Source organism: Nitratireductor luteus (genome assembly GCF_026162365.1).
Lineage (GTDB): Bacteria > Pseudomonadota > Alphaproteobacteria > Rhizobiales > Rhizobiaceae > Chelativorans > Chelativorans luteus.
The window spans coordinates 46,203-70,176 of record NZ_JAOANW010000012.1 but is presented as its reverse complement, the minus strand read 5'-3'; the positions used below and the strand labels follow the sequence as shown (position 1 = coordinate 70,176).

At 61.7% G+C, this 23,974-nt stretch carries 22 protein-coding genes; 7 read left to right on the top strand and 15 right to left on the bottom strand.

Annotated features, from left to right (window positions below):
• Positions 1-184 precede the first annotated feature (184 nt).
• Positions 185-523 (top strand): P-II family nitrogen regulator, encoded by a 339-nt coding sequence (locus N1058_RS16855; protein ID WP_265518769.1) that lies wholly within the window; start codon positions 185-187, stop codon positions 521-523.
• Between the two features lie 53 nt (positions 524-576).
• Positions 577-1,986, top strand: a complete 1,410-nt coding sequence (glnA, locus tag N1058_RS16850; protein ID WP_265518768.1) for a type I glutamate--ammonia ligase — start codon at positions 577-579, stop codon at positions 1,984-1,986.
• A gap of 94 nt (positions 1,987-2,080) precedes the next feature.
• Here the strand turns inward: glnA and N1058_RS16845 are convergent, their stop codons facing one another.
• The 4 genes from N1058_RS16845 to N1058_RS16830 form a co-directional block, all read right to left on the bottom strand.
• Complete coding sequence (locus tag N1058_RS16845; RefSeq protein WP_265518767.1) at positions 2,081-2,677, bottom strand: ABC-type transport auxiliary lipoprotein family protein; 597 nt, start codon at positions 2,675-2,677, stop codon at positions 2,081-2,083.
• A 71-nt stretch (positions 2,678-2,748) separates the two neighbouring features.
• Complete coding sequence (locus N1058_RS16840; protein ID WP_265518766.1) at positions 2,749-4,128, bottom strand: MlaD family protein; 1,380 nt, start codon at positions 4,126-4,128, stop codon at positions 2,749-2,751.
• 29 nt (positions 4,129-4,157) lie between these two features.
• Positions 4,158-4,964: an ABC transporter ATP-binding protein gene (locus tag N1058_RS16835; RefSeq protein ID WP_265518765.1), complete on the bottom strand. Its 807-nt coding sequence runs from the start codon at positions 4,962-4,964 to the stop codon at positions 4,158-4,160.
• On the bottom strand, positions 4,964-6,136 hold the full coding sequence (locus tag N1058_RS16830; RefSeq protein ID WP_265518764.1) for an ABC transporter permease: 1,173 nt from the start codon (positions 6,134-6,136) through the stop codon (positions 4,964-4,966). Before N1058_RS16830 ends, N1058_RS16835 begins: the two co-directional genes overlap by 1 nt.
• A 115-nt stretch (positions 6,137-6,251) precedes the next feature.
• Between N1058_RS16830 and dgcA the strand changes: the two genes are divergently transcribed.
• Positions 6,252-7,235: an N-acetyl-D-Glu racemase DgcA gene (gene dgcA, locus N1058_RS16825; RefSeq protein WP_265518763.1), complete on the top strand. Its 984-nt coding sequence runs from the start codon at positions 6,252-6,254 to the stop codon at positions 7,233-7,235.
• Between the two features lie 3 nt (positions 7,236-7,238).
• Here dgcA and N1058_RS16820 read toward each other — a convergent pair whose 3' ends face one another.
• The gene (locus N1058_RS16820; protein ID WP_265518762.1) at positions 7,239-8,072 is read right to left on the bottom strand and encodes a UDP-2,3-diacylglucosamine diphosphatase; all 834 of its coding nucleotides are present in this window, start codon (positions 8,070-8,072) and stop codon (positions 7,239-7,241) included.
• Positions 8,073-8,245: 173 nt separating this feature from the next.
• Between N1058_RS16820 and N1058_RS16815 the strand changes: the two genes are divergently transcribed.
• The 3 genes from N1058_RS16815 to N1058_RS16805 all read left to right on the top strand — a co-directional run bounded on the left by N1058_RS16815 (position 8,246) and on the right by N1058_RS16805 (position 12,543).
• On the top strand, positions 8,246-9,025 hold the full coding sequence (locus tag N1058_RS16815) for an SDR family oxidoreductase (RefSeq protein WP_265518761.1): 780 nt from the start codon (positions 8,246-8,248) through the stop codon (positions 9,023-9,025).
• Positions 9,026-9,060: 35 nt separating this feature from the next.
• A complete protein-coding gene (locus tag N1058_RS16810; protein WP_265518760.1) occupies positions 9,061-11,367 on the top strand; it encodes an NADP-dependent malic enzyme in 2,307 nt (768 codons plus the stop codon).
• Positions 11,368-11,505: 138 nt separating this feature from the next.
• Complete coding sequence (locus N1058_RS16805; protein WP_265518759.1) at positions 11,506-12,543, top strand: DUF2865 domain-containing protein; 1,038 nt, start codon at positions 11,506-11,508, stop codon at positions 12,541-12,543.
• Here N1058_RS16805 and gltX read toward each other — a convergent pair.
• The 10 genes from gltX to rpiA form a co-directional block, all read right to left on the bottom strand.
• Positions 12,449-13,822: a glutamate--tRNA ligase gene (gene gltX / locus N1058_RS16800; RefSeq protein ID WP_265518758.1), complete on the bottom strand. Its 1,374-nt coding sequence runs from the start codon at positions 13,820-13,822 to the stop codon at positions 12,449-12,451. The two genes, N1058_RS16805 and gltX, sit on opposite strands and share 95 nt — an antisense overlap.
• Positions 13,819-15,063 carry an MFS transporter gene (locus tag N1058_RS16795; RefSeq protein WP_265518757.1) on the bottom strand — a complete coding sequence of 415 codons (1,245 nt, stop codon included), beginning with the start codon at positions 15,061-15,063 and terminating at the stop codon, positions 13,819-13,821. Before N1058_RS16795 ends, gltX begins: the two co-directional genes overlap by 4 nt.
• Positions 15,064-15,246: 183 nt before the next feature.
• On the bottom strand, positions 15,247-16,929 hold the full coding sequence (locus N1058_RS16790) for an NAD+ synthase (RefSeq protein WP_265518756.1): 1,683 nt from the start codon (positions 16,927-16,929) through the stop codon (positions 15,247-15,249).
• A 58-nt stretch (positions 16,930-16,987) separates the two neighbouring features.
• Positions 16,988-17,581 (bottom strand): hemerythrin domain-containing protein, encoded by a 594-nt coding sequence (locus N1058_RS16785; protein ID WP_265518755.1) that lies wholly within the window; start codon positions 17,579-17,581, stop codon positions 16,988-16,990.
• On the bottom strand, positions 17,574-18,008 hold the full coding sequence (locus N1058_RS16780) for a GFA family protein (protein WP_265518754.1): 435 nt from the start codon (positions 18,006-18,008) through the stop codon (positions 17,574-17,576). Before N1058_RS16780 ends, N1058_RS16785 begins: the two co-directional genes overlap by 8 nt.
• 97 nt (positions 18,009-18,105) lie before the next feature.
• Positions 18,106-19,482 (bottom strand): class II 3-deoxy-7-phosphoheptulonate synthase, encoded by a 1,377-nt coding sequence (locus N1058_RS16775; protein WP_265518753.1) that lies wholly within the window; start codon positions 19,480-19,482, stop codon positions 18,106-18,108.
• 127 nt (positions 19,483-19,609) lie between these two features.
• Positions 19,610-20,230: a gamma-glutamylcyclotransferase family protein gene (locus N1058_RS16770; protein WP_265518752.1), complete on the bottom strand. Its 621-nt coding sequence runs from the start codon at positions 20,228-20,230 to the stop codon at positions 19,610-19,612.
• Between the two features lie 19 nt (positions 20,231-20,249).
• Positions 20,250-21,638, bottom strand: coding sequence for a glutathione-disulfide reductase (gene gor, locus N1058_RS16765; RefSeq protein ID WP_265518751.1), 1,389 nt, complete (start codon positions 21,636-21,638; stop codon positions 20,250-20,252).
• 121 nt (positions 21,639-21,759) lie between these two features.
• A complete protein-coding gene (locus N1058_RS16760) occupies positions 21,760-22,290 on the bottom strand; it encodes a DUF2059 domain-containing protein (RefSeq protein ID WP_265518750.1) in 531 nt (176 codons plus the stop codon).
• A 41-nt stretch (positions 22,291-22,331) separates the two neighbouring features.
• Positions 22,332-23,030, bottom strand: a complete 699-nt coding sequence (gene rpiA, locus N1058_RS16755; protein WP_265518872.1) for a ribose-5-phosphate isomerase RpiA — start codon at positions 23,028-23,030, stop codon at positions 22,332-22,334.
• A 203-nt stretch (positions 23,031-23,233) separates the two neighbouring features.
• On the opposite strand from rpiA, the gene N1058_RS16750 reads away from it, so the two are divergent.
• Complete coding sequence (locus tag N1058_RS16750; protein ID WP_265518749.1) at positions 23,234-23,929, top strand: HAD family hydrolase; 696 nt, start codon at positions 23,234-23,236, stop codon at positions 23,927-23,929.
• Positions 23,930-23,974: the final 45 nt, after the last annotated feature.

Here is a 23,974-nt window from a genome sequence, read left to right as displayed (position 1 = left end):
ATGCCAGCCGGGCACGACGGCTCATTGAAACGACATCCTGTGCGCAACGGGCCGCGCTTCCCGGCGAAAAGCCACTCCCGCTCCATGCCGGAACGGCAGCGCATGAACTGGCACGCTTCGTGCATACGATAACCGGAGCGGGGGGCAAACCCTGCTTTACAAAGCAATCGGAGGCCGCCAAAGCATGAAGAAGATCGAGGCGATCATCAAACCGTTCAAGCTCGACGAGGTGAAGGAAGCCCTTCAGGAAGTCGGGCTTCAAGGCATCACCGTCACCGAGGCAAAAGGGTTCGGCCGCCAGAAGGGGCATACGGAGCTTTACCGTGGCGCCGAATATGTCGTCGACTTCCTGCCGAAGGTGAAGATCGAGGTGGTGCTCGTCGACGACATGGTCGAGGCCGCCATCGACGCGATCCGCAAGGCTGCGCAGACCGGCCGTATCGGCGATGGGAAGATATTCGTCACCAATGTCGAGGAAGTGATCCGCATCCGCACCGGCGAGACCGGACCGGACGCGGTCTGAACGGCCACCGAACCGATTGTTAAAGAGTTGTCATAGACAGGGATTTGAAAAGAATGACGACAGCACAGGACCTTATGAAGCAGATCAAGGACAACGACGTGAAGTACGTCGATCTGCGCTTTACCGACCCCAAGGGCAAGATGCAGCACGTGACCATGGATGTGGGATCCGTGGACGAGGACATGTTCGCCGACGGCGTCATGTTCGACGGCTCATCGATTGCCGGCTGGAAGGCCATCAACGAGTCCGACATGGTGCTGATGCCGGACACGGAATCGGCCCACATGGACCCTTTTTTCGCCCAGTCCACCATGGCGGTGATCTGCGACATTCTCGATCCCATTTCCGGTGAATCGTACAACCGCGACCCGCGCGGCACCGCCAAGAAAGCGGAAGCCTACGTGAAGTCGGAAGGTTTCGGCGACACCGTCTACGTCGGTCCCGAGGCGGAATTCTTCGTCTTCGACGACGTCAAGTACAAGGCCGACCCCTACAACACCGGTTTCAAACTTGATTCCACCGAACTGCCGTCCAACGACGACACAGACTACGAGACCGGCAATCTTGGCCACCGTCCGCGCATCAAGGGCGGATACTTCCCGGTTCCGCCGGTCGATTCCTGCCAGGACATGCGCTCCGAGATGCTGACTGTGATGGGCGAGATGGGCGTGAAGGTGGAGAAGCACCACCACGAAGTGGCCGCCGCCCAGCACGAACTCGGAATGAAGTTCGACACGCTGACCCGCACCGCCGACATGCAGCAGGTCTACAAATACGTCGTCCACCAGGTCGCCAACGCCTATGGCAAGACGGCCACGTTCATGCCGAAGCCCGTTTATGGCGACAACGGCTCGGGCATGCATGTGCACCAGTCGATCTGGAAAGACGGCAAGCCGACCTTTGCGGGTAACGAGTATGCGGGCCTTTCCGAGACCTGCCTCTATTATATCGGTGGCATCATCAAGCATGCCAAGGCGATCAACGCCTTCACCAACCCGTCGACCAACTCCTACAAGCGCCTGGTTCCGGGCTTCGAGGCACCGGTCCTGCTGGCTTATTCGGCGCGCAACCGCTCGGCCTCCTGCCGCATTCCCTTCGGCTCCTCACCGAAGTCCAAGCGCGTCGAGGTCCGTTTCCCCGACCCGTCGGCAAATCCATACCTGGCCTTCGCAGCCATGCTGATGGCCGGCCTCGACGGTATCAAGAACAAGATTCACCCCGGCCAGCCGATGGATAAGGATCTCTACGACCTGCCGGCCAAGGAGCTGAAGAAGATCCCGACTGTCTGCGGCTCCCTGCGCGAAGCACTGATGAGCCTCGACAAGGATCGCGGCTTCCTGAAGGCCGGCGGCGTGTTCGACGACGACCAGATCGATTCCTACATCGAACTCAAGATGGCCGAGGTGCTGCGTTTCGAGATGACGCCGCATCCGGTGGAGTTCGACATGTACTACTCGGTCTAAGCCGCAAGGCCCATCTCGACCAAGAAACCCCCGGTGGAAACGCCGGGGGTTTTTCATTGGCTGGTTATAGGTAGAAGCCGGATTTGCAGACCGCCTACAAGCGGTCGAGCGACCAGCTCACGATGTCGGCGGCGGCAATCTGGAAAGCGTCGTCGAGCGCACGGAAATAAGCATTGTTGCCGCTCCCGCTGACGGGCGCCCCGGCCACGAATGTGTGCGATGCCCGGACAACACCGGTTCGGTCGTTCAGCACACGGACATAAATCTCGACAAAAGCCGTCTGATTGCCGTCCACCCGGATTTCGAATGCACGTATTTCGGGAATGATCTGGTAGTCGATGGCAAGCCCGTCGCCGGGTGTCCCGACGCCGCCGAGCGCGTCGGTCGACTGGAAGGCTGTGGAAAGCTTGGCCTGCACGAGCTTGGGCAGGTTGTCAGCCCAGCGCGCGCCGCTCAAGAACTGGACAGCGCCATTCTGCGTGCGCACGACGATGTTCTCGCCGTCGAACACTTTCAGCGCGCCCGGTTCGGCTACCAGTATCTGGGTGCGCGCTAGCCGGCGCCCGGATTCGACGCGTGGCGAACCAAGTTCGTAGGCGTCGATCGGCGGCGGACCAAAACCGGGAATGACCGCGCACCCGCCCAAGGAAGCGGCGAGTGCGAGCCCGCATGCGATGCGCAGTCGTCTCAATTCATGCTCCCGGAAAATCTGCGGTCCCCGTGCAGGTAGAAGGTCCTTCTTGCTGACCCAACCTGTCCTTGTCAACGGCGCTGGCGACCATCGTACCGGCGAATGCTACCTTCCCCACCGGTAATGATGCGTTGCGGGTTCTGTTCGAACTCAGTGACGGCGCGTTCGATACGGTTGATCGCCCGTCGGGAGTCCTGAACCAGCGCCTCGACCTCCCGCAATCCCTTGCCTGAAAAACGGGAAAGCCCGTCGGTAATCGTGCCCATGCGCGCGTTCAGCGTGTCCGCCACCTGTCGGAAAGATTGGAGCGTGCTGCGCGCCTCGGCAATCAGGTCCTGGCCTTCGCCATCGCCCGAGCCCAGCATACCGTCGAGCTTTGCCAGAACGCCGTCGATGCGAACGGAGGCCTGGTTGAGCCGAGTGGCAAGCTGGCCGGCATCGGTGATGAACTGATCGATATCCTCGGTGCGCCCGCCGACGGTCTGGCTGACGCGGGCAATGTCCTTCGAGGCCTCGTTGACGGCGGCGCTCGCCTGCTCGAAATTCTGGACGGCGGCAGCCACGGCTGCTGCGTCCACGCCGTCGAGCACTTCATCGACCTTGCCGAGTGTGGTCGTCGCGTTGCGGGAGAAATCGCCTATCGAAGTAACCGCTTCGTCCACGTCGGCCATGATTGTCTCCAGCTGGTCGCTGGCATTGGCCAGCCGCCCGGTGAAGGTCTCGACATTCTCGACGATCTTGGCCACCCGTTCCCTGTCGACGGAACCGATCAGTTCCTCGGTGGCCTGCAGGGTCGATTCAAGCTGTCCTGAAACCTTTGCGATGGTGCCGGACAGGTTGCTGACATTCTCCAGGAACCGGTCGATACCCTCGGCATTGCGCGACAGCGAGGCCGAGAATGTCTCGACGTTGCGCACTGTCTCCGTTAGCGGTCCGCGCGCTTCCGTCACGAAGCCTTCCAACTGTCCGATAACACTGTCGGCGCGCGTCAAAAGGCTCTGAGCCGTCTGCAGCAGGTTCGTCACCGCCGACGGGCTGGCCGTGATCTCGGCGACTGTGTTCTGCTCCTCGGCCAGTTCCAGAAGGTTCGGCTCAGTGGGATCACCACCTTTCAGCTCGATATTGGCCGTCCCCGTTAGACCCGCCAGCCCGACATCGGCCTGGGTCGAGCGGGTGATGGGCGTCAGCCGGTCGACCTCCGCATCGGCGATGGCAACGCTCGGATTGGTGAGGTCGAGATAGACGCGGCGGACATCGCCGACTTTCACGCCGTTGAAAAGAACCGCGCTGCCGCGCTGAAGGCCGGATGCCGAACCCGGAATACGGAAACGCAGCGCCGCGGTCTCACCACGGTCGCCGATAGCCGCGGTCCAGTAGACAAACCCGAACGCCGCCAGAACGGCAAGGATCGTGAATATCCCTACGACGACATAATTGGCTTTTGTTTCCATAAGTTAATGATCTTCTTTACTGCAATTCATTAGCGCTCGATACGCCGCGCGCGCTTGCCCCGGAAATAAGATTTCACCCACGGCTCCTCGCTTTGCATCATGTCGTCGACAGTGCCTTCCACCAGTACACGTTTCTTGCCCAGAACGGCAATGCGGTCGCACACGGTCAAGAGGCTGTCGAGATCGTGGGTCACCATATAGACCGTCAGGCCCATCGTATCGCGCATCTTGGCCACAAGTTCGTCGAAATCGGCCGCGCCTATCGGATCTAGGCCGGAGGTCGGTTCGTCAAGAAAGACGATATCGGGATCGAGTGCCAGAGCGCGGGCAAGGGCGGCGCGCTTGATCATGCCTCCCGACAGTTCGTAGGGATGCTTGTAGGCCGCCTCGCGCGGCAGACCTACCAGTTCCACCTTGAGAAGCGCGAGCTCGTTCATAAGCGGCTTCGGCAGGTCGAGATATTCCCGCATGGGAACCTGAATATTCTCCAGAACTGTCAGCGCGGAGAATAGAGCACCGTGCTGGAACAGGACGCCGAGCCGCATGTCGATCAGCATGCGCTCGCGGTCGCTCAGATGCTGCAGGTCCTTGTCGAACAGGCTGATCGAACCGCCGGCCTTTGGCACAAGGCCCAGGATGGTGCGCAGCAGCACGGACTTGCCTGCCCCGGAGGCGCCGACGAAGCCCAGGATTTCACCGCGATAGACATCGAGCGACAGGTTCTCCAGAACATTTGTCGCGCCAAAACTTACGCTAACGTCGCGAGCCGAAAGCACCACGTCGCGGCGCTCACGCTGCGCCGGCGTGGCGCCGTTGTCTTGTAGAGATACACTCATCAGAAATCGATCGCTGCGTAGAACATGGCGAACAACCCGTCCACCACGATGACGACGAAGATGGCCTTCACCACGGAAGCCGTGACGTGGTTGCCCAAGGATTCGGCGCTGCCGCCGACCTTCATGCCTTCTACCGAAGCAATGACGCCGATGATCAGCGCCATGAAGGGCGCCTTGATCAGGCCAGCGAAGATGCTCGTCAAGTCGATGGCCTCGCGCAGACGGTCTATGAAGGCGGCCGGCGGGATCCCCGAATAGAGCCAGGCCGTGGCCATCGCGCCGCCCAGCGCGGCGAAATTTGCCACGATGGTGAGGCATGGAATAGCGATGACGAGGGCGACGAGGCGCGGAAAGACCAGGACACCCACCGGGTTGAGACCGATCACGGTAAGCGCGTCGACCTCTTCCCGCATCTTCATGGAACCAATCTCGGCGGTAATCGCGCTTCCCGAGCGGCCGGAGATCATGATCGCGGTCATCAGGACACCGAGTTCGCGGAGGATGAGGATGCCGACGAGGTCGACTACGAATATCTCGGCGCCGAAATAGCGCAGCTGGAACGCCCCCTGCTGGGCTATGATCGCGCCTACAATGGCCGACATCAGCACGATGATGGGGACCGCCCCGACCCCCATCCGGTCGATCTGGTTAATGATGGCGGCTGGATTGATGGCATGCTTGCGGCCGAGTTTCATCTGGGCGCCGCTGATGGTGGCTCCCAGGATGTGAAGCCCGTAGACGACATCGTCGCGCGCATCGTACATGGCGCGGCCGACGGCCATGGGAATACGAACGAGCCACCCGTCTCTCGGCGGCTTGGCCGGCATTTCCGGCTCTTCGGCGATTGGCCCGACGGCCTCGAGTAGTATTCTGGCGGCATTGCTTTCGCCGCTGAGCACAACTGAGGCTCCCCGCTGCCGCTGTTCGGCAATGAGGCGGCCGATCAGCCATGCTCCCGCAGTATCCAGAAGGTCCGTCCGGGAAAGGTCAAGTTCCAGCGCCTCGAAATCATCGCGCGCCATGAGCGCCCGCATTTCCCGATCCACAAGGCCGGCTGTCCGCGTGGTCCAGTCGCCCGCAAGCCGGCAGACCAGCAGGCTGCCTTCAGACGAGATTTCCACGGCCGGGACAGATACCGTCTCCAGTTTGCCTTTGTCATTCGCTTGCGTCATCTCATTGCTCGCCATAAGCATGCTTTAGCGCATCAACCCAATCCGTGGGAACCGATTTCGCCCGTTGCGGCTTCACAGAGGCGCTTGCCCACAGCAGATGAACCCGAGAGGACCAATGCCGCTTTCCCTGACCGTCGAAGTCGAGCGATTTCCCATTGCCGGCGTTTTCCGCATTTCCAGGGAATCCCGCACGGAGGCTGCGGTCGTCACCTGTACCATCAGCGATGGCGCGGCCTTGGGGCGCGGCGAATGCGTGCCCTACAAGCGCTACGGTGAAACCCTGGAAGGGGTCGTGAAACTCATCGAAAACCAGCGCCCGGGCATCGCCGGGGGGCTGACGCGGCAGGAACTCCTTACAAAAATGCCGGCGGGCGCTGCGCGCAACGCCGTCGATTGCGCACTTTGGGATTTCGAAGCCAAGCGAAGCGGCACGCCGGTGCACGAGTTGGTCGGCCAGCAACCGCCCCAGCCGGTGACGACGGCCTCCACGATCTCCCTGGGAGAGCCCGAGGAGATGGCTGCCCAGGCGCGCGCCTTTTCCGATCGGCCGCTGCTCAAGGTGAAAGTCGGCTCAACCAAAGATGCGGCCCGCATTCAGGCCGTGGCGGCGGCGGCACCAAACAGCCAACTCATCATAGACGCCAATGAAGGCTGGAACGACGACAACATCCAGGAAAACCTGCTGGCCTGCGCCCAGCTCAAGGTGGTCCTGGTCGAGCAGCCCCTGCCCGTCGGAAAGGACGCTATATTGCGGCATATCCCACACGCCGTACCGATTTGCGCCGATGAAAGCCTGCACACCGCGGACGATCTGGAGGCCCTGCGCGGCCTTTATGACGCCATCAATATCAAGCTCGACAAGACCGGCGGGCTGACGGCGGCGCTGGAACTGCGCGACAAGGCCCGCGAGCTCGGCTTCTCGGTAATGGTCGGCTGCATGGTCGGCACTTCGCTGGCCATGGCGCCCAGTATTCTGCTGGCGCAGGGCGCAGACTTCGTCGATCTCGACGGGCCGCTGATCCTCAAGGAAGACCGCATACCCGGGCTTAAATATCTGGGCGCCCTCGTCTCACCGCCCGATCCGGAATTGTGGGGCTGAGCTTTAAGCTGGCTCGACCTCGGCCGGTTTCTGCCCGACGCTGGGCTTCAAGCGTTTGCGCCTGGGTGCTGGTATTGTCTTCATCGCCGGGTGGCTGGTCCATGACAGGAGGGCGAAATTGCCGTCGAAATCCTCGACCAGCGCGGTGCAACTCTCCACCCAGTCGCCAGTATTCATGTAGCGCACGCCGCCGATCTCTTCGATCGTGGCGTGGTGAATATGACCGCAAATGACCCCATCGACTTTCGACCGCACCGCTTCCTGCGCCAGGACGTCCTGAAAGGAACTGATGAACTTCACCGCCTTCTTGACCTTGACCTTGGCCCAGGAGGAAAACGACCAATAAGGTCGCCCCAGGAGCCGGCGGAAGAAGCCGACCACGCGATTGATCAGGATAGCCATGTCATACGCCTTGTCGCCGAGATAGGCCAGCCAGCGGACATTGTGCACGACCGCATCAAACTGATCGCCGTGGATGACCAGGAACCGCTTTCCATCCGCGGCCTCGTGGATCACCCGGTCCGCTACGACGATCCCGCCGAAATGCACGCCCTGAAAGGGCCGCAGGAATTCGTCGTGATTGCCGGCGATATAATAGATGTTGGTCCCCTTGCGCGCCTTGCGCAGCAGCTTCTGCACCACGTCATTATGGGCCTGCGGCCAGTGCCAGGAGCGTTGCAACCGCCAGCCGTCGACAATGTCGCCGACCAGATAAATCGTTTCGGCCTCGTGGTGACGCAGGAAGTCGATAAGGAATTCGGCCTTGGCGGGCTTCGATCCTAGGTGAATGTCCGAGATGAAAATGGTGCGGTAGGTGCGAGGCTTGGCGGCGGTCATCGCTTCGTCCGTGCTAGCAAGGAGATGGAGCGCATTTTGTGCGTCCAGATTGACGCCGGTGCTCCAAGTGTGGTCGCGCCTCCTATGGCCCGATTCATGTCACAGCCATGTGACGGTTGTTTATTGTCGTGCCTGCGGCTAGATGAACCGGACATCAAATCGGGGAGAAAATGATGGATCTCGGCATCAGCGGAAAGAACGCCATTGTCTGCGCATCGAGCCGGGGGCTTGGCCGTGGTTGTGCCATGGCGCTGGCCGAGGCCGGCTGCAATGTGGTCGTCAACGGGCGCAGCGCCGAATCCGTGAAACGAACCGCCGATGAAATCCGCGACAACTTTTCCGTCGAGGTCACGGAAGTAATCGGCGACGTTTCTGAATTCGAGGTCCAGAAGGCACTCCTGGCCGCCTGCCCTGCGCCCGATATCCTCGTCAACAACAATGGCGGTCCGCCCCGGCGCGACTTCCGGGAGCTCTCACGGGAAGCAATCCTCGATGGTGTGACCCAGAACATGGTCGTTCCCCTCGAGCTCATTCAGGCCGTAGTCGACGGCATGGCCGAACGCCGTTTCGGCCGTATCGTCAATATCACGTCGCTCTCCGTGTACATGCCGATCGAAGGTCTCGACCTTTCGTCCGGTGCGCGCGCCGGTCTCACCGCGTTCCTTGCCGGCGTATCGCGCACGGTCGCGTCCAGCAACGTGACCATCAACAACATCCTGCCCGGCAAGATGGACACCGAGCGCCTGCAAAGCGGCATTCGCCGCGGGGCCGAAACGCAGGGAATGAGCGTTGAGGAGCAGGCTGAGCTCCAGATGGAGGCGATCCCGGCCAAACGTTTCGGAACGGCCGAGGAATTCGGCAAGGCCTGTGCATTCCTGTGCTCCTCGCATGCAGGATACATTACCGGCCATAACTTCATTCTGGATGGCGGCCTTTACACCAGCGCATTCTAATTTTCCCGCATCGAGACCGACAGGGGGGACATTTCATGGCGGACGACCAGCCCGTATCGAACGACAGCGCAGATCTTGACGAGGCTGCCCTATTCTTCCATCGCTATCCCATTCCGGGAAAGCTCGAGATCCAGGCAACCAAGCCGTTGGGCAATCAACGTGACCTTGCGCTGGCCTATACGCCCGGCGTTGCGGCGCCATGCCTTGCCATCCAGGACGATCCGGGTATGGCGGCCGAATATACCGCACGCTCCAATCTGGTGGCCGTGGTGTCCAATGGCTCCGCCGTCCTGGGGCTGGGCGATATCGGTCCACTGGCCTCCAAGCCGGTAATGGAAGGTAAGGCGGTTCTCTTCAAGAAGTTCGCGGGCATCGACGTTTTCGACATTGAGATCGATGCGCCGGATATTGCGCGCATGGTGAGCACCGTGTCGGCGCTGGAGCCGACATTCGGCGGCATCAATCTTGAAGACATCAAGGCGCCGGAATGTTTCGAGGTGGAAGAACAGCTCAAGAAAATCATGGATATCCCGGTCTTCCACGACGATCAGCATGGCACCGCCATCATCGTCGCGGCTGCGATCCTCAACGGGCTGGAGCTTGCCGGCAAGGACATCGCCGAAGCTAAGATCGTATCCTCCGGCGCCGGCGCGGCCGCCCTTGCCTGTCTCAACCTTCTGGTTCTCCTGGGCGCCAGGATCGAGAACATCTGGATCACGGACCGCTTCGGGGTCGCTTTTCGTGGGCGCACGGAAGAGATGGACCGGTGGAAGGAGCCCTATCTCAAGGACACCGATGCGCGAACGCTGTCCGATGTCATCGGCGGCGCCGACATCTTCCTCGGCCTGTCGGCCGCTGGCGTCCTCAAGCCGGAAATGCTGAAGCACATGGCCGAGCGGCCGCTGATTCTGGCGCTCGCCAACCCCAAACCGGAAATAATGCCGGACATTGCCCGCAAAGCCCGTCCGGATGCGATGATCTGCACCGGCAGATCGGACTTTCCCAACCAGGTCAACAATGTCCTGTGTTTCCCCTACATTTTCCGCGGCGCACTGGATGTAGGCGCGACGGCGATCAACGAGGAAATGAAGATGGCCGCAGTGCGCGCCATCGCCGCGCTGGCGCGCGAGGAGACCTCCGATGTCGCGGCGCGCGCCTATTCAGGCGAGGCACCAGGTTTCGGGCCCGATTTCCTCATACCCTCGCCCTTCGACCCGCGGTTGATCCTGCGGATCGCGCCTGCCGTCGCCAAGGCCGCCATGGACAGTGGCGTGGCCGCTCGGCCGATCACGGACATGGATGCCTATCTCGACCGTTTGAACCGTTTCGTCTTCCGCTCCGTACTTATCATGAAGCCTGTTTTCTCGGCCGCCAAGGCGGCTGGGCGAAAGCGCGTCATCTATGCCGACGGCGAGGATGAAAGGGTGCTGCGCGCGGCCCAGGTCGTGCTCGAGGAAGGCATTGCCGAGCCCGTACTGATCGGCCGCCCCCAAGTTATCGAAACACGCCTTAAGCGCTACGGATTGCGTATCCGTCCCGACAAGGATTTCGCCATCGTCAATCCCGAGGACGATCCGCGCTACCGGGACTATGTCGACCTCCTGAGCCGTCTCACGGGCCGGCGTGGCGTGACGCCCGAGGCGGCCCGCACGATGGTCCGCACCAACAACACGGTCATTGCCGCGCTCGCGATGATGAGGGATGAGGCCGACGCCATGATCTGCGGGCTCGAGGGCCGTTTCGAGCGCCATCTGCGCAATGTCGACATGATTATCGGCCGCCGCGAGGGCGTCGACGAACTGTCCGCCTTATCGATGCTGATCACCCAGCAGGGTGTGATGTTCTTCACCGACACCTATGTCACGGTCGATCCCTGCGCTGCCGAAATAGCCGAGATGACGGTGCTCGCGGCCGAGGAAATCCGCCGTTTCGGCATTGAACCCAAGGCGGCACTCCTGTCGCATTCCGACTTCGGGTCGCGGGATTCGGCAAGCGCGCTGAAGATGCGCGAGGCGACCGACATCCTACATCGCATCGCGCCAACCCTGATTGCCGATGGCGAGATGCATGGCGACTCCGCCCTGTCGGAGGCGCTTCGCATGCGTGTGTTCCCGCACGCCAGCCTGAAAGGCGAGGCCAACCTGCTGGTTTTCCCGAACCTCGACGCGGCCAACATCACCCTGACCACGGTAAAGGTGATGACCGACGCGTTGCATGTCGGTCCGATCCTGCTGGGCACAGCCCGCCCTGCCCACATCCTTACGCCATCAGTCACGTCGCGCGGTGTGGTCAACATGACCGCGCTGGCGGCGGTCGAAGCCCTGCAGAACCACGCCCGCTAAATTTGCATATACTCGGATAAGTGGTATTTAAGGCCTATGCGCTAGAGAGAGGGCATTGTGGCTGTAAGCGGTCGAAAGTAACGGTTTGGCGGCTGCTGAAGTTCGGGAAAGGCGCGACCGCCTTCCCTGGGGGCGGGCATGAATATTCACACGCGTATCGCGTACATGGTGCAGGTGCTGACATTGGCGGTCGCCTGTATGGCAACGCTGACGCTGGAATCTGGAGCGCAATCGCGGACCTGCCGCAGCTTGCGGGCACAGCTTGCTTCATTGCCAGCCGGCGTATCCTCCGGCCAGGTAGCGAAGTTCGACAGCGCCATTGCGCGGCAGGGCGTCGAGCTCAGGCGCGCCCGCGACAATACCCAAAATGCACGCTGTGGCGGCCTATTCGCAAGCAACTTGCCGCAATGTGGGCAACTCAAGGCCACCATCGCCAAGATGGCCCGCAACCTTGCGGACCTGCAGAACAAGCGTCGTATCTTGGCATCAGCCTCGGGATCGAAGCGAGAGCGGACCCGCCTTCTTGCTTCCCTCAAGGCAAACGGATGCGGCAACACCCGGGCAATTTCAGAGCCAGCCCGGAAGGCCGCCCCGAAGCGTGAGCAGAAAGCAGTCGCGCGGCCCAACTCCGCCGGTTCCGTTTATCGCACCATGTGCGTCCGCGTTGGCGACGGCTACTATTTCCCGATCTCCTTTGCCGTTCCCAAGTCGATGTTCGACCGCGACACGGAAGCCTGTCAAACGCGGTGCCCCGACACCGAGGTAGCGCTATACGCCTATAACGTGACGGCGGAGGAGAGCAGCGCGATGGTCTCCGTGGCTGACGGCAGCCCTTACATCGAGCTTGAGACGGCTTACAAGTATCGACAGGCAAAGACGCGCGCACCTATGTGCAGCAATGCTCCCGCTCAGAAAAAATTCACGATTCTGGCTGGAGAACCGGACGAGCAGAAAGTTGCTTCAATACCCATCCCAACCCAGCGGCCCGATCCCGAGCAGCAGACAGATGCCGAGACCAGGGCTGACGCCGCACCCGCCACACGCGATCCCAGTGAGATCGCGCCGGCGGCCGAACGCAAGATCAGGGTCGTCGGGCCAACGTTTCTTCCCGACCAAGAAGAGGCAATAAATTTGCGAGCTCCGGCCCGGACTCCAGCCCGGTCAGCGCAACCCTGAGCGGTTTGAACAGCGCTTTTCCCTTGCGCCCCGTCCGGTCTTTTAGAACCGACGTCCATGCGGACCAGGTCTGACCGTCCCAAGGCTCGGGCGGCAGATGGTCCATGGCCTGGCGCACGAAATCGCGATCCTCTTCGGAAAGGTTTGTCGGACGCTGGATGCCTTCGGTAACGATGCGCCACCAATCGGCGGCCTCGCCGACGGTTTCAAGGTTACCGCGCACGGCAAGCCAGAAGGGCTCGGCCTTCTCGCCGACAATTCCCATCGCTGCCAGCCGGTCTTCAACCGCCTCGAACGGCATTTCCTGGATAAGGCTGCGGCTCAACCCGCGCAATTCCGCCGGGTCGAATTTCGCCGCCGATTTCGAACTGGCCGAAGGCGAAAAATGCGCTGCGAGCTCTTCCATGTTGCGGCAGGCGATAACGGGACCGGACGTTCCGATCAGCACCGCAAGGGATGCGACTGCCATGGGCTCTATGCCGGCCTCGCGCAGGCTCGATATCGACAGTGCCCCGGTGCGCTTGGACAGCCCCTCGCCGGTCACGCTGGTGAGAAGATTGTGATGCCCGAAGGCAGGCGCCTTGGCGTCCAGCGCATTGAACAAGGCGATCTGCGCACCCGTATTGGTCACGTGGTCGTCGCCACGAATGATATGGGTGACGCCCATCTCGATGTCGTCGGCAACCGATGGCAGCGTGTAGAGAAACGTTCCATCCTCGCGGATGAGGACAGGGTCCGACATGGAGGCGAGGTCAACCGTCTGCGGCCCCCGGACAACGTCGTCCCAATGCACTTCGGTGCGCTCGGTCTTGAATGGATCATCCTTGAAATTGGGCAGCAGGAAACGCCAGTGCGGGCGGCGCCCGTCGGCTTCCAGCGCTGCGCGCTCGTCCTCCTGAAGTTTTAGCGCTTCGCGGCCATAGACCGGCGGAAGCCGGCGGGAAAGCCTGATACGGCGCCGCCGTTCAAGCTCCTCCGAGGTCTCGTAACAGGGATAGAGAAGCCCCGCTGCTTTCAGCTTTTCAGCCGTTGCATCATAGATTGCGACGCGGTCCGACTGCCGGGCAACCATATGCGGGTGGATGCCGAGCCACTCCAGGTCGTGCTCTATCTGCTGGGCGAATTCCCGGCGCGACCGTTCGACGTCCGTATCGTCGAAACGCAGGATGAAGCGGCTATCCGCCTTCAGCGCGAAAAGCCAGTTGAACAGCGCCGTGCGCGCGTTGCCGATATGGATGTGCCCCGTCGGGGACGGTGCGAAACGAACCGTGGTGCTCATGCGGCGGGCGTAGCCGACCGTTCAGCCGTTTGCAAGGCGCGCGAGGCAAGCTGCCGCGAAACGAACAGCATCAGGCCCGACGCGGCGATGCAGTAAAAGCCCATCACCAGCACCTGCAGGGGAAACGACACGCCGAGATCGATCAGATAGCCGGTCAGCCCCGGCCCCATTGCCGAAGAGAACACCATGACCGCCACCGTCATCGCGCGGACGGCACCGAGAAAACGCGTGCCGTAGACCTCCGGCCACAACGCGCCCATCAGCGTGTTCGAAAAACCGCTGGAAACGCCGAGCAGCCCCATGAACACGAAAACGCTCCACTGCGCCTCCAGCATGCCGAGCACCAGACAGGCAACCGCCATGGGCAGGAGAAAGACGGGAAGGAGCGCGGTGGCGGAGAATTTGTCGATCAGATGCCCGCAGATGAGCGCGAAGGTCACGGTCGACACCGCCATGAAGGTGAAGGAAGCCGCGAAGACCTCCAACGACCACCCCCGCAGTTCCACCAGGTAGACCTGGTGAAAGAAGATGCTCGTGCCGATGAAGGCAGGCGCCATGATGCCGAGCAGCAACAGGTAGAAAAACGGATCGCGCAGCACCTCCGCTCGGGTCCAGTCGCGGACGGCGCCGCCGCGCGGCAGCGGATCGCTGGCCCGTGGGCGCCGCTCCTGCGCGAAAAGGCTTGCCACGAGAGGCATCGCAAGCACCATCAAGGCGGCTGCGGCGACCAGCCACCCGTTGCGCCATCCCACGAGCCCGGCAATCGTGACGAAGAAAAAGGGAATCGTGGCCGACCCCGCGTCCACGCCCAGCGACACGACCGAGACAGCACGGCCGCGCTGGGACGCATACCATCGGCCGATGGCGGTCATGGCGTTCTGCGTCATCATTCCCTGGCCGAAGAGTCGGAGCAGGTAGACCGTGACGACGAGGACGGCGATCGACCGGGAAAGCGCCATGGAAACGCAGGCAAGCGCCAGCATCGGCACGATGAAAAGGATCACCGCGCGCGGCGAATAGCGATCGACGATCTGGCCCAGATAAGGCAGCGTCAGAGCGCTTGCCAGCGTAGCGAGCATGTAGAGAAGCCCGAACTCGCCGTGCGAAAGCGCATACTCCTGGCGGATATTTCCGGCCGACAATGAAATGAAATAGGTCTGCCCGAATGCCGAGAAGAAGGTGAGCAGGAACCCGCCCGCAAGCCAGCGCGCGTTCTCGCGTAGAAACTGAAAAAAGGGCATAAAACGTCTCGAGGCAGGGTGAAAGGCGGCTCATCCGCCAATGGCGGCCGCACCGGAGCTGCAGGCGATCTTAAAACCACAAGCAGGCTTTGCAACCTTGCCCGTTGGGCCACGGCAGCAATGGCATGGCGACAGGCCGAGGCTATCGCGCGTCGATGTTCGTTGCCTGGTCTGGCAGCGGCCTCAGCTCCGGTCGCGGAACTTGTTGGTGATCGGATAGCGCCGGTCGCGGCCGAAGTTCTTTTTGGTGATCTTCACGCCGGGCGCCGCCTGCCGCCGCTTGTATTCGGCGATATAGAGCAGGTGCTCCACCCGGTGCACGGTCTCGCGGTCATGGCCACGCGCGACGATCTCGTCGACGCCCATCTCGTTTTCAACCAGACATTCCAGAATGTCGTCGAGCACGGGATAAGGCGGCAGCGAATCCTGGTCGGTCTGGTCGGGCCGGAGCTCGGCCGAGGGCGGCTTGTCTATGATCGCTGCGGGGATCACCTCTCCCGAAGGCCCAAGAGCGCCGGGTGGAACGGTCCCATTGCGCCAGCGCGACAGGCTGTAGACCTGCATCTTGTAAAGATCCTTGATCGGGTTGAACCCGCCATTCATGTCGCCATAGAGCGTGGCGTAGCCCACCGACATTTCCGACTTGTTGCCTGTAGTGACAACCATCGAGCCGAATTTGTTGGACAGCGCCATCAGCAGCGTTCCGCGCGTCCTGCTTTGCAGGTTCTCCTCCGTCACGCCCTCCTGCGTACCTTCGAAAACCTGCGTCAGCGCGTTCAAAAAGCCCTCGACCGGCTCGAAAATCGGCACGATTTCGTAGCGGCAGCCCAGCGCGCGCGCGCAATCCTCGGCATCCTTGAGCGACTCTTTCGACGTGTACCGGTAAGGCATCATCACGCAACGCACGCGTTCCTCGCCGAGCGCATCCACGGCGAGCGCCGCACAGATGGCCGAGTCGATGCCGCCCGAAAGGCCCAGAACGACATTCTTGAAGCCATTCTTGTTCACATAGTCCCGCAGCCCGAGCATGCAGGCGCGGTAATCCGCCTCTTCCTTCTCCGGAATTTTCGACATGGGACCGGACGCGCAAACCCAGTGCTCTGCCTCCCGCTTCCACGTCGTCACCGCCAGCGTTTCCTCAAACTGGCTCATCTGGAAGGCCAGCGTCCTGTCGGCCTGTATGGCGAAGGATGCGCCATCGAAAACAAGCTCGTCCTGCCCGCCGAGCTGGTTGGCGTAGATCAGCGGCAGGCCGCTCTCGATCACCTGGAGGATCGCCACCTGCTGGCGCACGTCCACCTTGCCCCGATAATAGGGCGATCCGTTGGGTACGAGCAGCAGTTCGGCACCGGATTCGGCCAGCGTCTCGCAGATGCCGAGCGTGCCCCAGATGTCCTCGCAGATCGGAATGCCCAGCCGCACCCCGCGGAAGTTCACGGGGCCCGGCACGCTCGGCCCGGCCTGAAAAACGCGTTTCTCGTCGAACTCGCCGTAATTGGGCAGATCGAGCTTGTAGCGCTCCGCGATCATCTTGCCGTCGTCGAGCACGACGATCGAGTTGTGCAACCCGCTATCGCGCCGCAGCGGAGTGCCCATCACCATGCCCGGCCCGCCGTCGGCCGTATCGGCGGCCAGGTCCGCCACCGCCTTCTCGCAGGCCGCGACGAAGGCCGGCTTCATGACCAGATCTTCGGGCGGGTAGCCGGCGATGAACAGCTCGGTGAAGAGCACGAGATCGGCGCCTTGCCGTGCCGCATCGGCCCTGGCCGCGCGCGCCATTGCAAGATTTCCCGCGACGTCACCCACGACTGGATTGAGCTGGGCAATGGCGATGCGCAGGATATCGGGAGAAGCGTTCTTGATCATGCAGCCCCTGTAGCCTGCAACCATTCCGGTTGCAATAATGGCCGCTGTCAGGACGGCGCTAACTGATGCCCAGCCCGCCTTCGCCCCTGTCCAGTATGAGCGGAATGATCAGGTCTTCCTCATCATGCAGATGCCTGCCCAGCATGGCGATCAGCCGCGCGTTCTCGTCCGCATAGGCATCTCCCGCAAAGCGCTTCGCATCGCTGTCGGCTTTTTGGAGGACAGTCAGGAATTCCCTGGCCGCTTCGGCGTTCCGCTCGAGGGCGTCGTGGATGATGTGATGGTCGCTGTCGAGGAGTTCGAAGCCGCGCACCATCCTGGCCTCGGCGGCTGCAAATACCGGGAAATAATGCATGTCCTCGATCTGGTGGTGGCCATGGAGCTGCTGCAGGAAGAAGCGCAGGCGCGGCGCGAACCATTTCTGGAAAGCATCAGGTGCCAACCGCCCTTCGCGGTAGTCGAACACGCTGTTCTGCAACATGCCGCTCAGCTCCCGAAACATGTCGTGCCGCTGAAGCCAGAACTGGGCCATGTCGCCCAGATTTTCGTGCGTCTTCCACTGTTCGCGCGGGTATTTTTCCAGCAGGAACCGCAAATCCTCGGGCAAGCCGTGGCGGATTTCCAGCCCAAGGCCGTCGATCCGGTTATTCATGCGGGCCGGCTTCCCCAGCCACAGGCACGTCCCAAGACGAACGCTCGAATTGCGGCAGCCCATCCTGGATCTCGTAGAAGTCGCCCTTGTCGGCGACGAATATGTGTGACTTCGCCACCAGGCCGCTGGGCTGATCAAAGCTCCCGGCAAGAATGGACGTGACATCGGCGCCGAGACGCTTCCAGAACATGGCCGATCCGCAGCGGCTGCAAAAGGCACGCCGGGCGAAATCGGAGGCAGCGTACCACGTCAGATGTTCCCCGCCGTCGATCTCCAGCCGGGAATCCTCAAGATCAGTCGCCGCATAGTAGAGCCCGGTTTGCCTGCGACATTGGGAGCAGTGACAGTAGACCACTTCCCGCAGGCGGCCACGTGTGCGGAAACGTACGGCGCCACAAAGGCACCCGCCGGTTCGTTCTTCAACCATGGAACCTCCAATGAAAAACCCCCGCCACTATGCCATGACGGGGGTTCGATCTGCATCGCAAATTGCTGAACACAGCGGTCAACGCAACACACGGCTCTCAGGCGCCAACGGCTTCCTTCATCGTGTGCGACGCACGGTCCTTCTTCAGGAGCTCGGCCACCAGGAAAGCAAGCTCCAGCGACTGGTCCGCGTTCAACCGGGGGTCACAATGGGTGTGGTAGCGGTCCTGCAGCTCCTCGTCGCGGATGGCGCGGGCACCACCCGTGCATTCGGTCACGTTCTTGCCGGTCATCTCGATATGCATGCCGCCCGGATGCGTGCCCTCGGCCCGATGAACGTCGAAGAAGGTCTGAACCTCCTTCAGGATGCGGTCGAAGGGACGCGTCTTGTAGCCGGCAGCGGTGATCGTGTTGCCGTGCATGGGATCGCAGGACCACACCACCTTGCGGCCTTCCTTCTCGACCGCGCGGATCAGCTTCGGCAGGTGCTCACTGACCTTGTCCGCACCGAAGCGCGCGATCAGCGTCAGGCGGCCCGCCTCGTTCTGCGGATTAAGCAGATCGATCAGCTCGATGAGCCCGTCCGGCGTCATCGACGGTCCGCATTTGAGGCCGAGCGGGTTCTTGATGCCACGGCAGTATTCCACATGCGCATGGTCAGGCTGGCGCGTGCGGTCACCTATCCAGATCATATGACCCGAGGTCGAGTACCAGTCGCCGGAGGTCGAATCGATACGCGTCAGCGCCTCTTCGTAGCCGAGCAGCAGTGCCTCATGGCTGGTGTAGAAGTCCGTCTCCCGCAGCGAAGGATGGCTTTCGGCATTGATGCCGACCGCCCGCATGAAGTCCATCGTCTCTGAAATTCGATCTGCCAGCGCCTGGTAGCGCTCGCCCTGTGGACTGTCGGAGATAAAGCCCAGCATCCATTTGTGCACGTTTTCCAGATTGGCAAATCCGCCCTGGGCGAAAGCGCGCAACAGGTTGAGCGTCGCTGCCGATTGGCGGTAGGCCATCTCCTGGCGCGCCGGATCCGGAATGCGCGAGGCTTCGTCGAATTCGATGCCGTTGATGATGTCGCCGCGGTAGCTGGGCAACGCCACGTCGCCCTTCTTCTCGATGTCGGAAGAGCGCGGCTTGGCGAACTGACCGGCTATGCGTCCGACCTTGACCACAGGTTGGGAGCCGGCAAAGGTCAGCACCACCGCCATCTGGAGGAACACACGGAAGAAGTCGCGGATATTGTCCGCACCATGCTCGGCGAAGCTCTCGGCGCAATCGCCGCCCTGCATCAGGAAGCCATCGCCATTGGCGACCGCCGCGAGGTGCTTCTTCAGCTTGCGCGCCTCACCTGCAAAAACGAGCGGCGGATAGGTCGCCATCCGCGCCTCGACCTCGGCCAGCGCAGCCTGGTCCGGATAAGCCGGAACCTGACTGATCGGCTTGCTTCTCCAGGAATTCGGCGACCAGTTTGTCATCTCAGCACCCAATAGATGTTACGCAACGGGCCGAAATGCATGGCATTTCGGCCGGTAAGGCCGCTATTTAGCGAAAGCTGCGTTCACATACTACCCCGGAAATGAATGCAAAACGAACCGGGGCCCTTCATCCCTGCGCGATTGTTGCGCCGGCATTACGGATGAAGCACACGGGAAGCTGGGCCAGGACGCTGTCGATCAGCTCTCGCTCGGCTTCGCTCAGCCTGACCGGCCGCGGATAGAGCGGCGCATCCCGATCGGCCAGCACCGGCGTATCGAAGCCATGGGTGTCGCTGACGAACCGCCGCATTCCCTCCTCGCCGTGCACGCGCAGGAAGCCTTGCAGAACAGCGTCGAGATAGGACTGCAGAATGTGGCCTTCGGCATCCCGTTTCGTCGCCGGCGGCAGCGCTTCGTATACGTAAAGGGGGCAGTCGAACGGAAGTTCCGCCTCCAATTCCAGTTCCTGCCGCTGGACCTGCCGGCGCAGATAGCCGATTTCGCGCTCATCAACCTGTGGAAGGTTCTCCAGCCGGTCGAGAACAAGCAGCCCGTCGCAGACATGAGCCTCATCCCGCTTGACGCTCAACAGGACGGCGCTGCGCATGTCCGCTTCGTGATGGGGTATCCAGTGGCGCCGCCAGCCTTTCAGCCGCGCAGGCACGCTGGCCACGATGCGTGTGCGGTGCGTGTCGGCATTCACCAGCGAGCCATAGCCGAAATAGCCGACGACCGCGCCCTCGGCCATGTCTTCTCTCTTCGTCAAATCAGCTGTCGGTGCGTTCGCCATTCCTGACCCTGTAGCTCGGCTTGTACATCGTCACCAGTTCCTCCGCCGCGCTGGGATGAACGGCCATGGTGCGGTCGAAGTCTGCCTTTGTCAGCCCGGCCTTGAGCGGGATCGCGAGAAGTTGCGCCATCTCGCCGGCATCGGGCCCCAGCACATGCGCCCCGACCACACGCCGCGAGGCCGCATCCACCACCAGCTTCATGATCATCTTTTCCTGCCGGCCGGAAAGCGTGTGCCGCATCGGCCGGAAGCTCGCACGATAGACCTCGAGGGCGTCGTAACGCTTGGCCGCTTCCTCCTCGCCGAGCCCCACCGTGCCGATTTCAGGCTGCGAGAAGACCGCGGTGGCAATGACTTCGTGGTCGATTTTCGTGGGATTGTTCCGGAATGCGGTCTCAATGAAGCACATAGCCTCGTGGATCGCCACCGGCGTCAGCTGCACCCTGTCGGTCACGTCGCCCACGGCCCAGATGTTTTCGATATTGGTGCGTGAATATTCATCGACGACGATTTCGCCCTTCACCCCGGTCTCGACGCCCGCTTTCTCCAACCCCAGGCCTTCCGTGTTGGGAATGCGGCCGATGGCAAGCATGATCTGGTCGAAGGTTTCCACCGCGCCCGATTTGAGGTGCGCGTCGAGCGCCCCATCAGCCCGCTTGTCGACCTTTTCGATGAGTTCGTGGCAGAGAATGCGTATCCCCTTGGCTTCCATCGCCTCATGCAACCCGCGCCGAAGATCGCTGTCGAAGCGGCTGAGAATTTCCTTGCCGCGATAGATGAGCGTCGTCTCTACGCCCAGACCGTGAAAGATGTTGGCGAATTCCACAGCAATATAGCCGCCACCTTCGATGGCGATTCGCTTGGGCAGTTCCTCCAGATCGAAAGCCTCGTTGGAGAAGATGCAATGCTCGTGTCCAGGCAAGGCCTCATGCGGATTGGACCGGCCGCCGACCGCGATCAGGATGTTCTCCGCCGTCAAGGTCTCGTCACCCACCCGCACCGTATGACGGTCCACCAGCACGGCACGATTCTCCATGATGCGCGCGCCGGCATTTTCCAGTCCCTTGCGATAGAGGCCTTCCAAGCGGGAGATCTCGCGATCCTTGTTGGCGACCAGCGTTCTCCAGTCGAAGCGCGTTTCGCCGACGGTCCAGCCATAACCCGCCGCATCCTCGAAATGCTCGGGGAACTGCGAGGCATAGACATAAAGCTTCTTCGGCACGCAGCCGCGGATGACGCAGGTGCCGCCGAACCGGTACTCCTCGGCTATGGCAACCCTTTTTCCCATGCCCGCCGCCAGTCGCGCGGCCCGCACACCCCCCGATCCTCCGCCGATGACAAAAAGATCGAGATCGAAATTGCTCATGTCGGAAACCCCGCTACTGCTCGTTCTGTCGCTTCAGGCAGCTATGCTTTTGCCACACAAATTGAAAGCCCGGCGCGGCGGCCGGGCTTTCAATAATATTCAACCATGCACGCAGTCTAGTCTACTGACCGCTATCGCCGGCAGGCGCCGGTGCCTGTGCATTGGTCACTGCCTCGATCTGCTCCGTCACGCTCTGTGTCAGGTCGCGCACGATGCCGCGGCGCCAGATCTCAGCCGCATTGAGCACTTCGCGCGTGACGATGGGTCCGTCCGACAGAAGCTTCTGGCCTGTCTCGGAGTTATAGAAATTGGCGATGTTGGTGAGATCTTCCTCGCTGAACACACGCGCATAAGCAAGCGCGGCCTCCCTTTCCAGGTCGGCCCGGCGGCTGGCCAGCTCCAGTGCCTTTTCATCAACCGTCGCGTTGATAAGATCGACGAGGTTCGGACTCTGCTGGATAAGCTCGCTCTTCAGCGACCGTGCGGCTTGGGGCAGCACATTGTCGAAATTCTCGGTGGCGTTGATGGCGCCGATCGCCTGGCGTGCGGCCCGCAGATGCGTATCAGATATCTCCTGCGCGCCAGCCGGCAAGGTGAAGGCGGTGAAGGCCATCGCCGCGGCCAGCGCGATGTGGCGAACATTCTTGGCCATGTTCATATCTGTTGGACTCCGTTTCTTGTGCAATTCAACCGTTACGCGTCGATGGTCCTGATGCCGTCCCCGCCCGCCAGGATCGCCAGGCTGGCCAACCCCGTAAAGAGCCCCGTTTCGACGACGCCCGGAATACCGTTCAGCGCCTGTGCCAGCGCTCTTGGCTCCGGAATACGGCCAAATGATGCATCGAGGATGAAATGGCCGCCATCCGTAACAAATGGCTTGCCGTCAGCCAACCGCATTTCGTGGGAAAGGGAAAGACCCAGCCGCTCGGCCGATTCCTCTATGGTCAACAGCGTGGAACGCAGGCCGAACGGCACCACCTCGACCGGCAGCGGAAATTTGCCGAGCATCGCGACATGCTTGCTTTCGTCGGCGATGACGATCATGCGGCTCGAGGCGGACGCCACGATTTTTTCGCGCAGCAGTGCGCCGCCGCCACCCTTTATCAGCGCGAGCTCCGGCCCGACCTCGTCGGCACCGTCGACGGTCAGGTCCAGGCGCGGGGTCTCATCCAGGTCGGTCAACGGAATCGACAATCGACGGCAAAGCGCGGCCGTACGCTCGGATGTCGGCACGCCGACCACCTTCAGCCCCTCGCTGACCCTGACGCCCAGCAATCTGATGAATTCTTCCGCGGTGGAGCCGGTGCCGATGCCCAGCTTCATGCCGTCTTCCACATGCGCGAGCGCGGCCCGCGCGGCCGCGATTTTCAATGCCTTTGCATCGAGCGTCATCGACTCCCCCTGAAATTCGCACTTGCCTCTAACGCATCGGCCCGGAAATCGAAATCGATTTTCGGCAAACACGGTGAAGGACGCACGGCGCTGTAGCCGTTTTCCGCCGTCACGGCAAACCTCCGTTTTGCGTCTGGCCCTTGCCCGCGGCAGTCTAGAGGGGTATCGGCTCCACATATTTTCGCAGGTTCAGGAGATGCACCATGGGATTGCCGATCATCGTATTCGATCTCGACGGGACGCTGGTCGACACCGCGCCCGATCTTCTCGACAGCCTCAATCACTGTCTGCAGACGGCAAATGTTCCCCCAGTCGAAGCGGACGAAATCCGCCGTTTCGTCGGGTTCGGCAGCCGCGTGATGATCGAAAGGGCCTTCGCCGATCACGGACAGCCGCTCGCCGAGGGTCAGCTCGACATCCTGCAAGCAATATTTCTGGAGCATTACTCAGCCAAGATGCCAGGCAAGTCCCGCCCCTTCGCCGGGGTACTGCAGGCGATTTCGCGATTTCGCCAGGCAGGCTACCTGACCGCCGTGTGCACCAACAAGCTTGAAGAACTTTCGGTGTCGCTGCTGGACGCGCTCGAAATAACCGAGAATTTCGAAGCGGTCTGCGGCGCCGACACTTTCGCTCATCGCAAACCCGATCCCCGCCACCTGCTGGACACGATCGAGCGGGCCGGCGGTGACCGTGGTCGCGCCGTGATGGTCGGCGATTCGCGCACCGACATCGACACCGCCAAGGCCGCGGGCATTCCCGTCGTCGCCGTGGATTTCGGCTATACGGACGTGCATGTCCGCCATTTCGAGCCCAGTCGCGTCATCTCCCATTTCGACGAGCTTACAGTCGGCCTCGCCGAAGCACTCATCCGCGAGGCATCGGGCATTGCGGTCTCTTGACTTGCGGCCCCTGCCCCCCTTATATCGCCGCGCGCTCGGTAATTG

Excerpts from the sequence above, each read along its gene's own strand:
- N1058_RS16830 (WP_265518764.1), bottom strand. The coding sequence starts at position 6,136 with ATGACGCAAGCGAATGACAAAGGCAAACTGGAGACGGTATCTGTCCCG.
- N1058_RS16840 (WP_265518766.1), bottom strand. The coding sequence starts at position 4,128 with ATGGAAACAAAAGCCAATTATGTCGTCGTAGGGATATTCACGATCCTT.
- N1058_RS16835 (WP_265518765.1), bottom strand. The coding sequence starts at position 4,964 with ATGAGTGTATCTCTACAAGACAACGGCGCCACGCCGGCGCAGCGTGAG.
- N1058_RS16770 (WP_265518752.1), bottom strand. The coding sequence starts at position 20,230 with ATGGCCGAGGGCGCGGTCGTCGGCTATTTCGGCTATGGCTCGCTGGTG.
- gltX (WP_265518758.1), bottom strand. The coding sequence starts at position 13,822 with ATGAGCACCACGGTTCGTTTCGCACCGTCCCCGACGGGGCACATCCAT.
- N1058_RS16820 (WP_265518762.1), bottom strand. The coding sequence starts at position 8,072 with ATGACCGCCGCCAAGCCTCGCACCTACCGCACCATTTTCATCTCGGAC.
- glnA (WP_265518768.1), top strand. The coding sequence starts at position 577 with ATGACGACAGCACAGGACCTTATGAAGCAGATCAAGGACAACGACGTG.
- N1058_RS16775 (WP_265518753.1), bottom strand. The coding sequence starts at position 19,482 with ATGACAAACTGGTCGCCGAATTCCTGGAGAAGCAAGCCGATCAGTCAG.
- N1058_RS16750 (WP_265518749.1), top strand. The coding sequence starts at position 23,234 with ATGGGATTGCCGATCATCGTATTCGATCTCGACGGGACGCTGGTCGAC.
- N1058_RS16780 (WP_265518754.1), bottom strand. The coding sequence starts at position 18,008 with ATGGTTGAAGAACGAACCGGCGGGTGCCTTTGTGGCGCCGTACGTTTC.
- N1058_RS16785 (WP_265518755.1), bottom strand. The coding sequence starts at position 17,581 with ATGAATAACCGGATCGACGGCCTTGGGCTGGAAATCCGCCACGGCTTG.
- rpiA (WP_265518872.1), bottom strand. The coding sequence starts at position 23,030 with ATGACGCTCGATGCAAAGGCATTGAAAATCGCGGCCGCGCGGGCCGCG.
- N1058_RS16795 (WP_265518757.1), bottom strand. The coding sequence starts at position 15,063 with ATGCCCTTTTTTCAGTTTCTACGCGAGAACGCGCGCTGGCTTGCGGGC.
- N1058_RS16815 (WP_265518761.1), top strand. The coding sequence starts at position 8,246 with ATGGATCTCGGCATCAGCGGAAAGAACGCCATTGTCTGCGCATCGAGC.
- N1058_RS16760 (WP_265518750.1), bottom strand. The coding sequence starts at position 22,290 with ATGGCCAAGAATGTTCGCCACATCGCGCTGGCCGCGGCGATGGCCTTC.
- N1058_RS16810 (WP_265518760.1), top strand. The coding sequence starts at position 9,061 with ATGGCGGACGACCAGCCCGTATCGAACGACAGCGCAGATCTTGACGAG.
- dgcA (WP_265518763.1), top strand. The coding sequence starts at position 6,252 with ATGCCGCTTTCCCTGACCGTCGAAGTCGAGCGATTTCCCATTGCCGGC.
- N1058_RS16805 (WP_265518759.1), top strand. The coding sequence starts at position 11,506 with ATGAATATTCACACGCGTATCGCGTACATGGTGCAGGTGCTGACATTG.
- N1058_RS16790 (WP_265518756.1), bottom strand. The coding sequence starts at position 16,929 with ATGATCAAGAACGCTTCTCCCGATATCCTGCGCATCGCCATTGCCCAG.
- N1058_RS16855 (WP_265518769.1), top strand. The coding sequence starts at position 185 with ATGAAGAAGATCGAGGCGATCATCAAACCGTTCAAGCTCGACGAGGTG.
- gor (WP_265518751.1), bottom strand. The coding sequence starts at position 21,638 with ATGAGCAATTTCGATCTCGATCTTTTTGTCATCGGCGGAGGATCGGGG.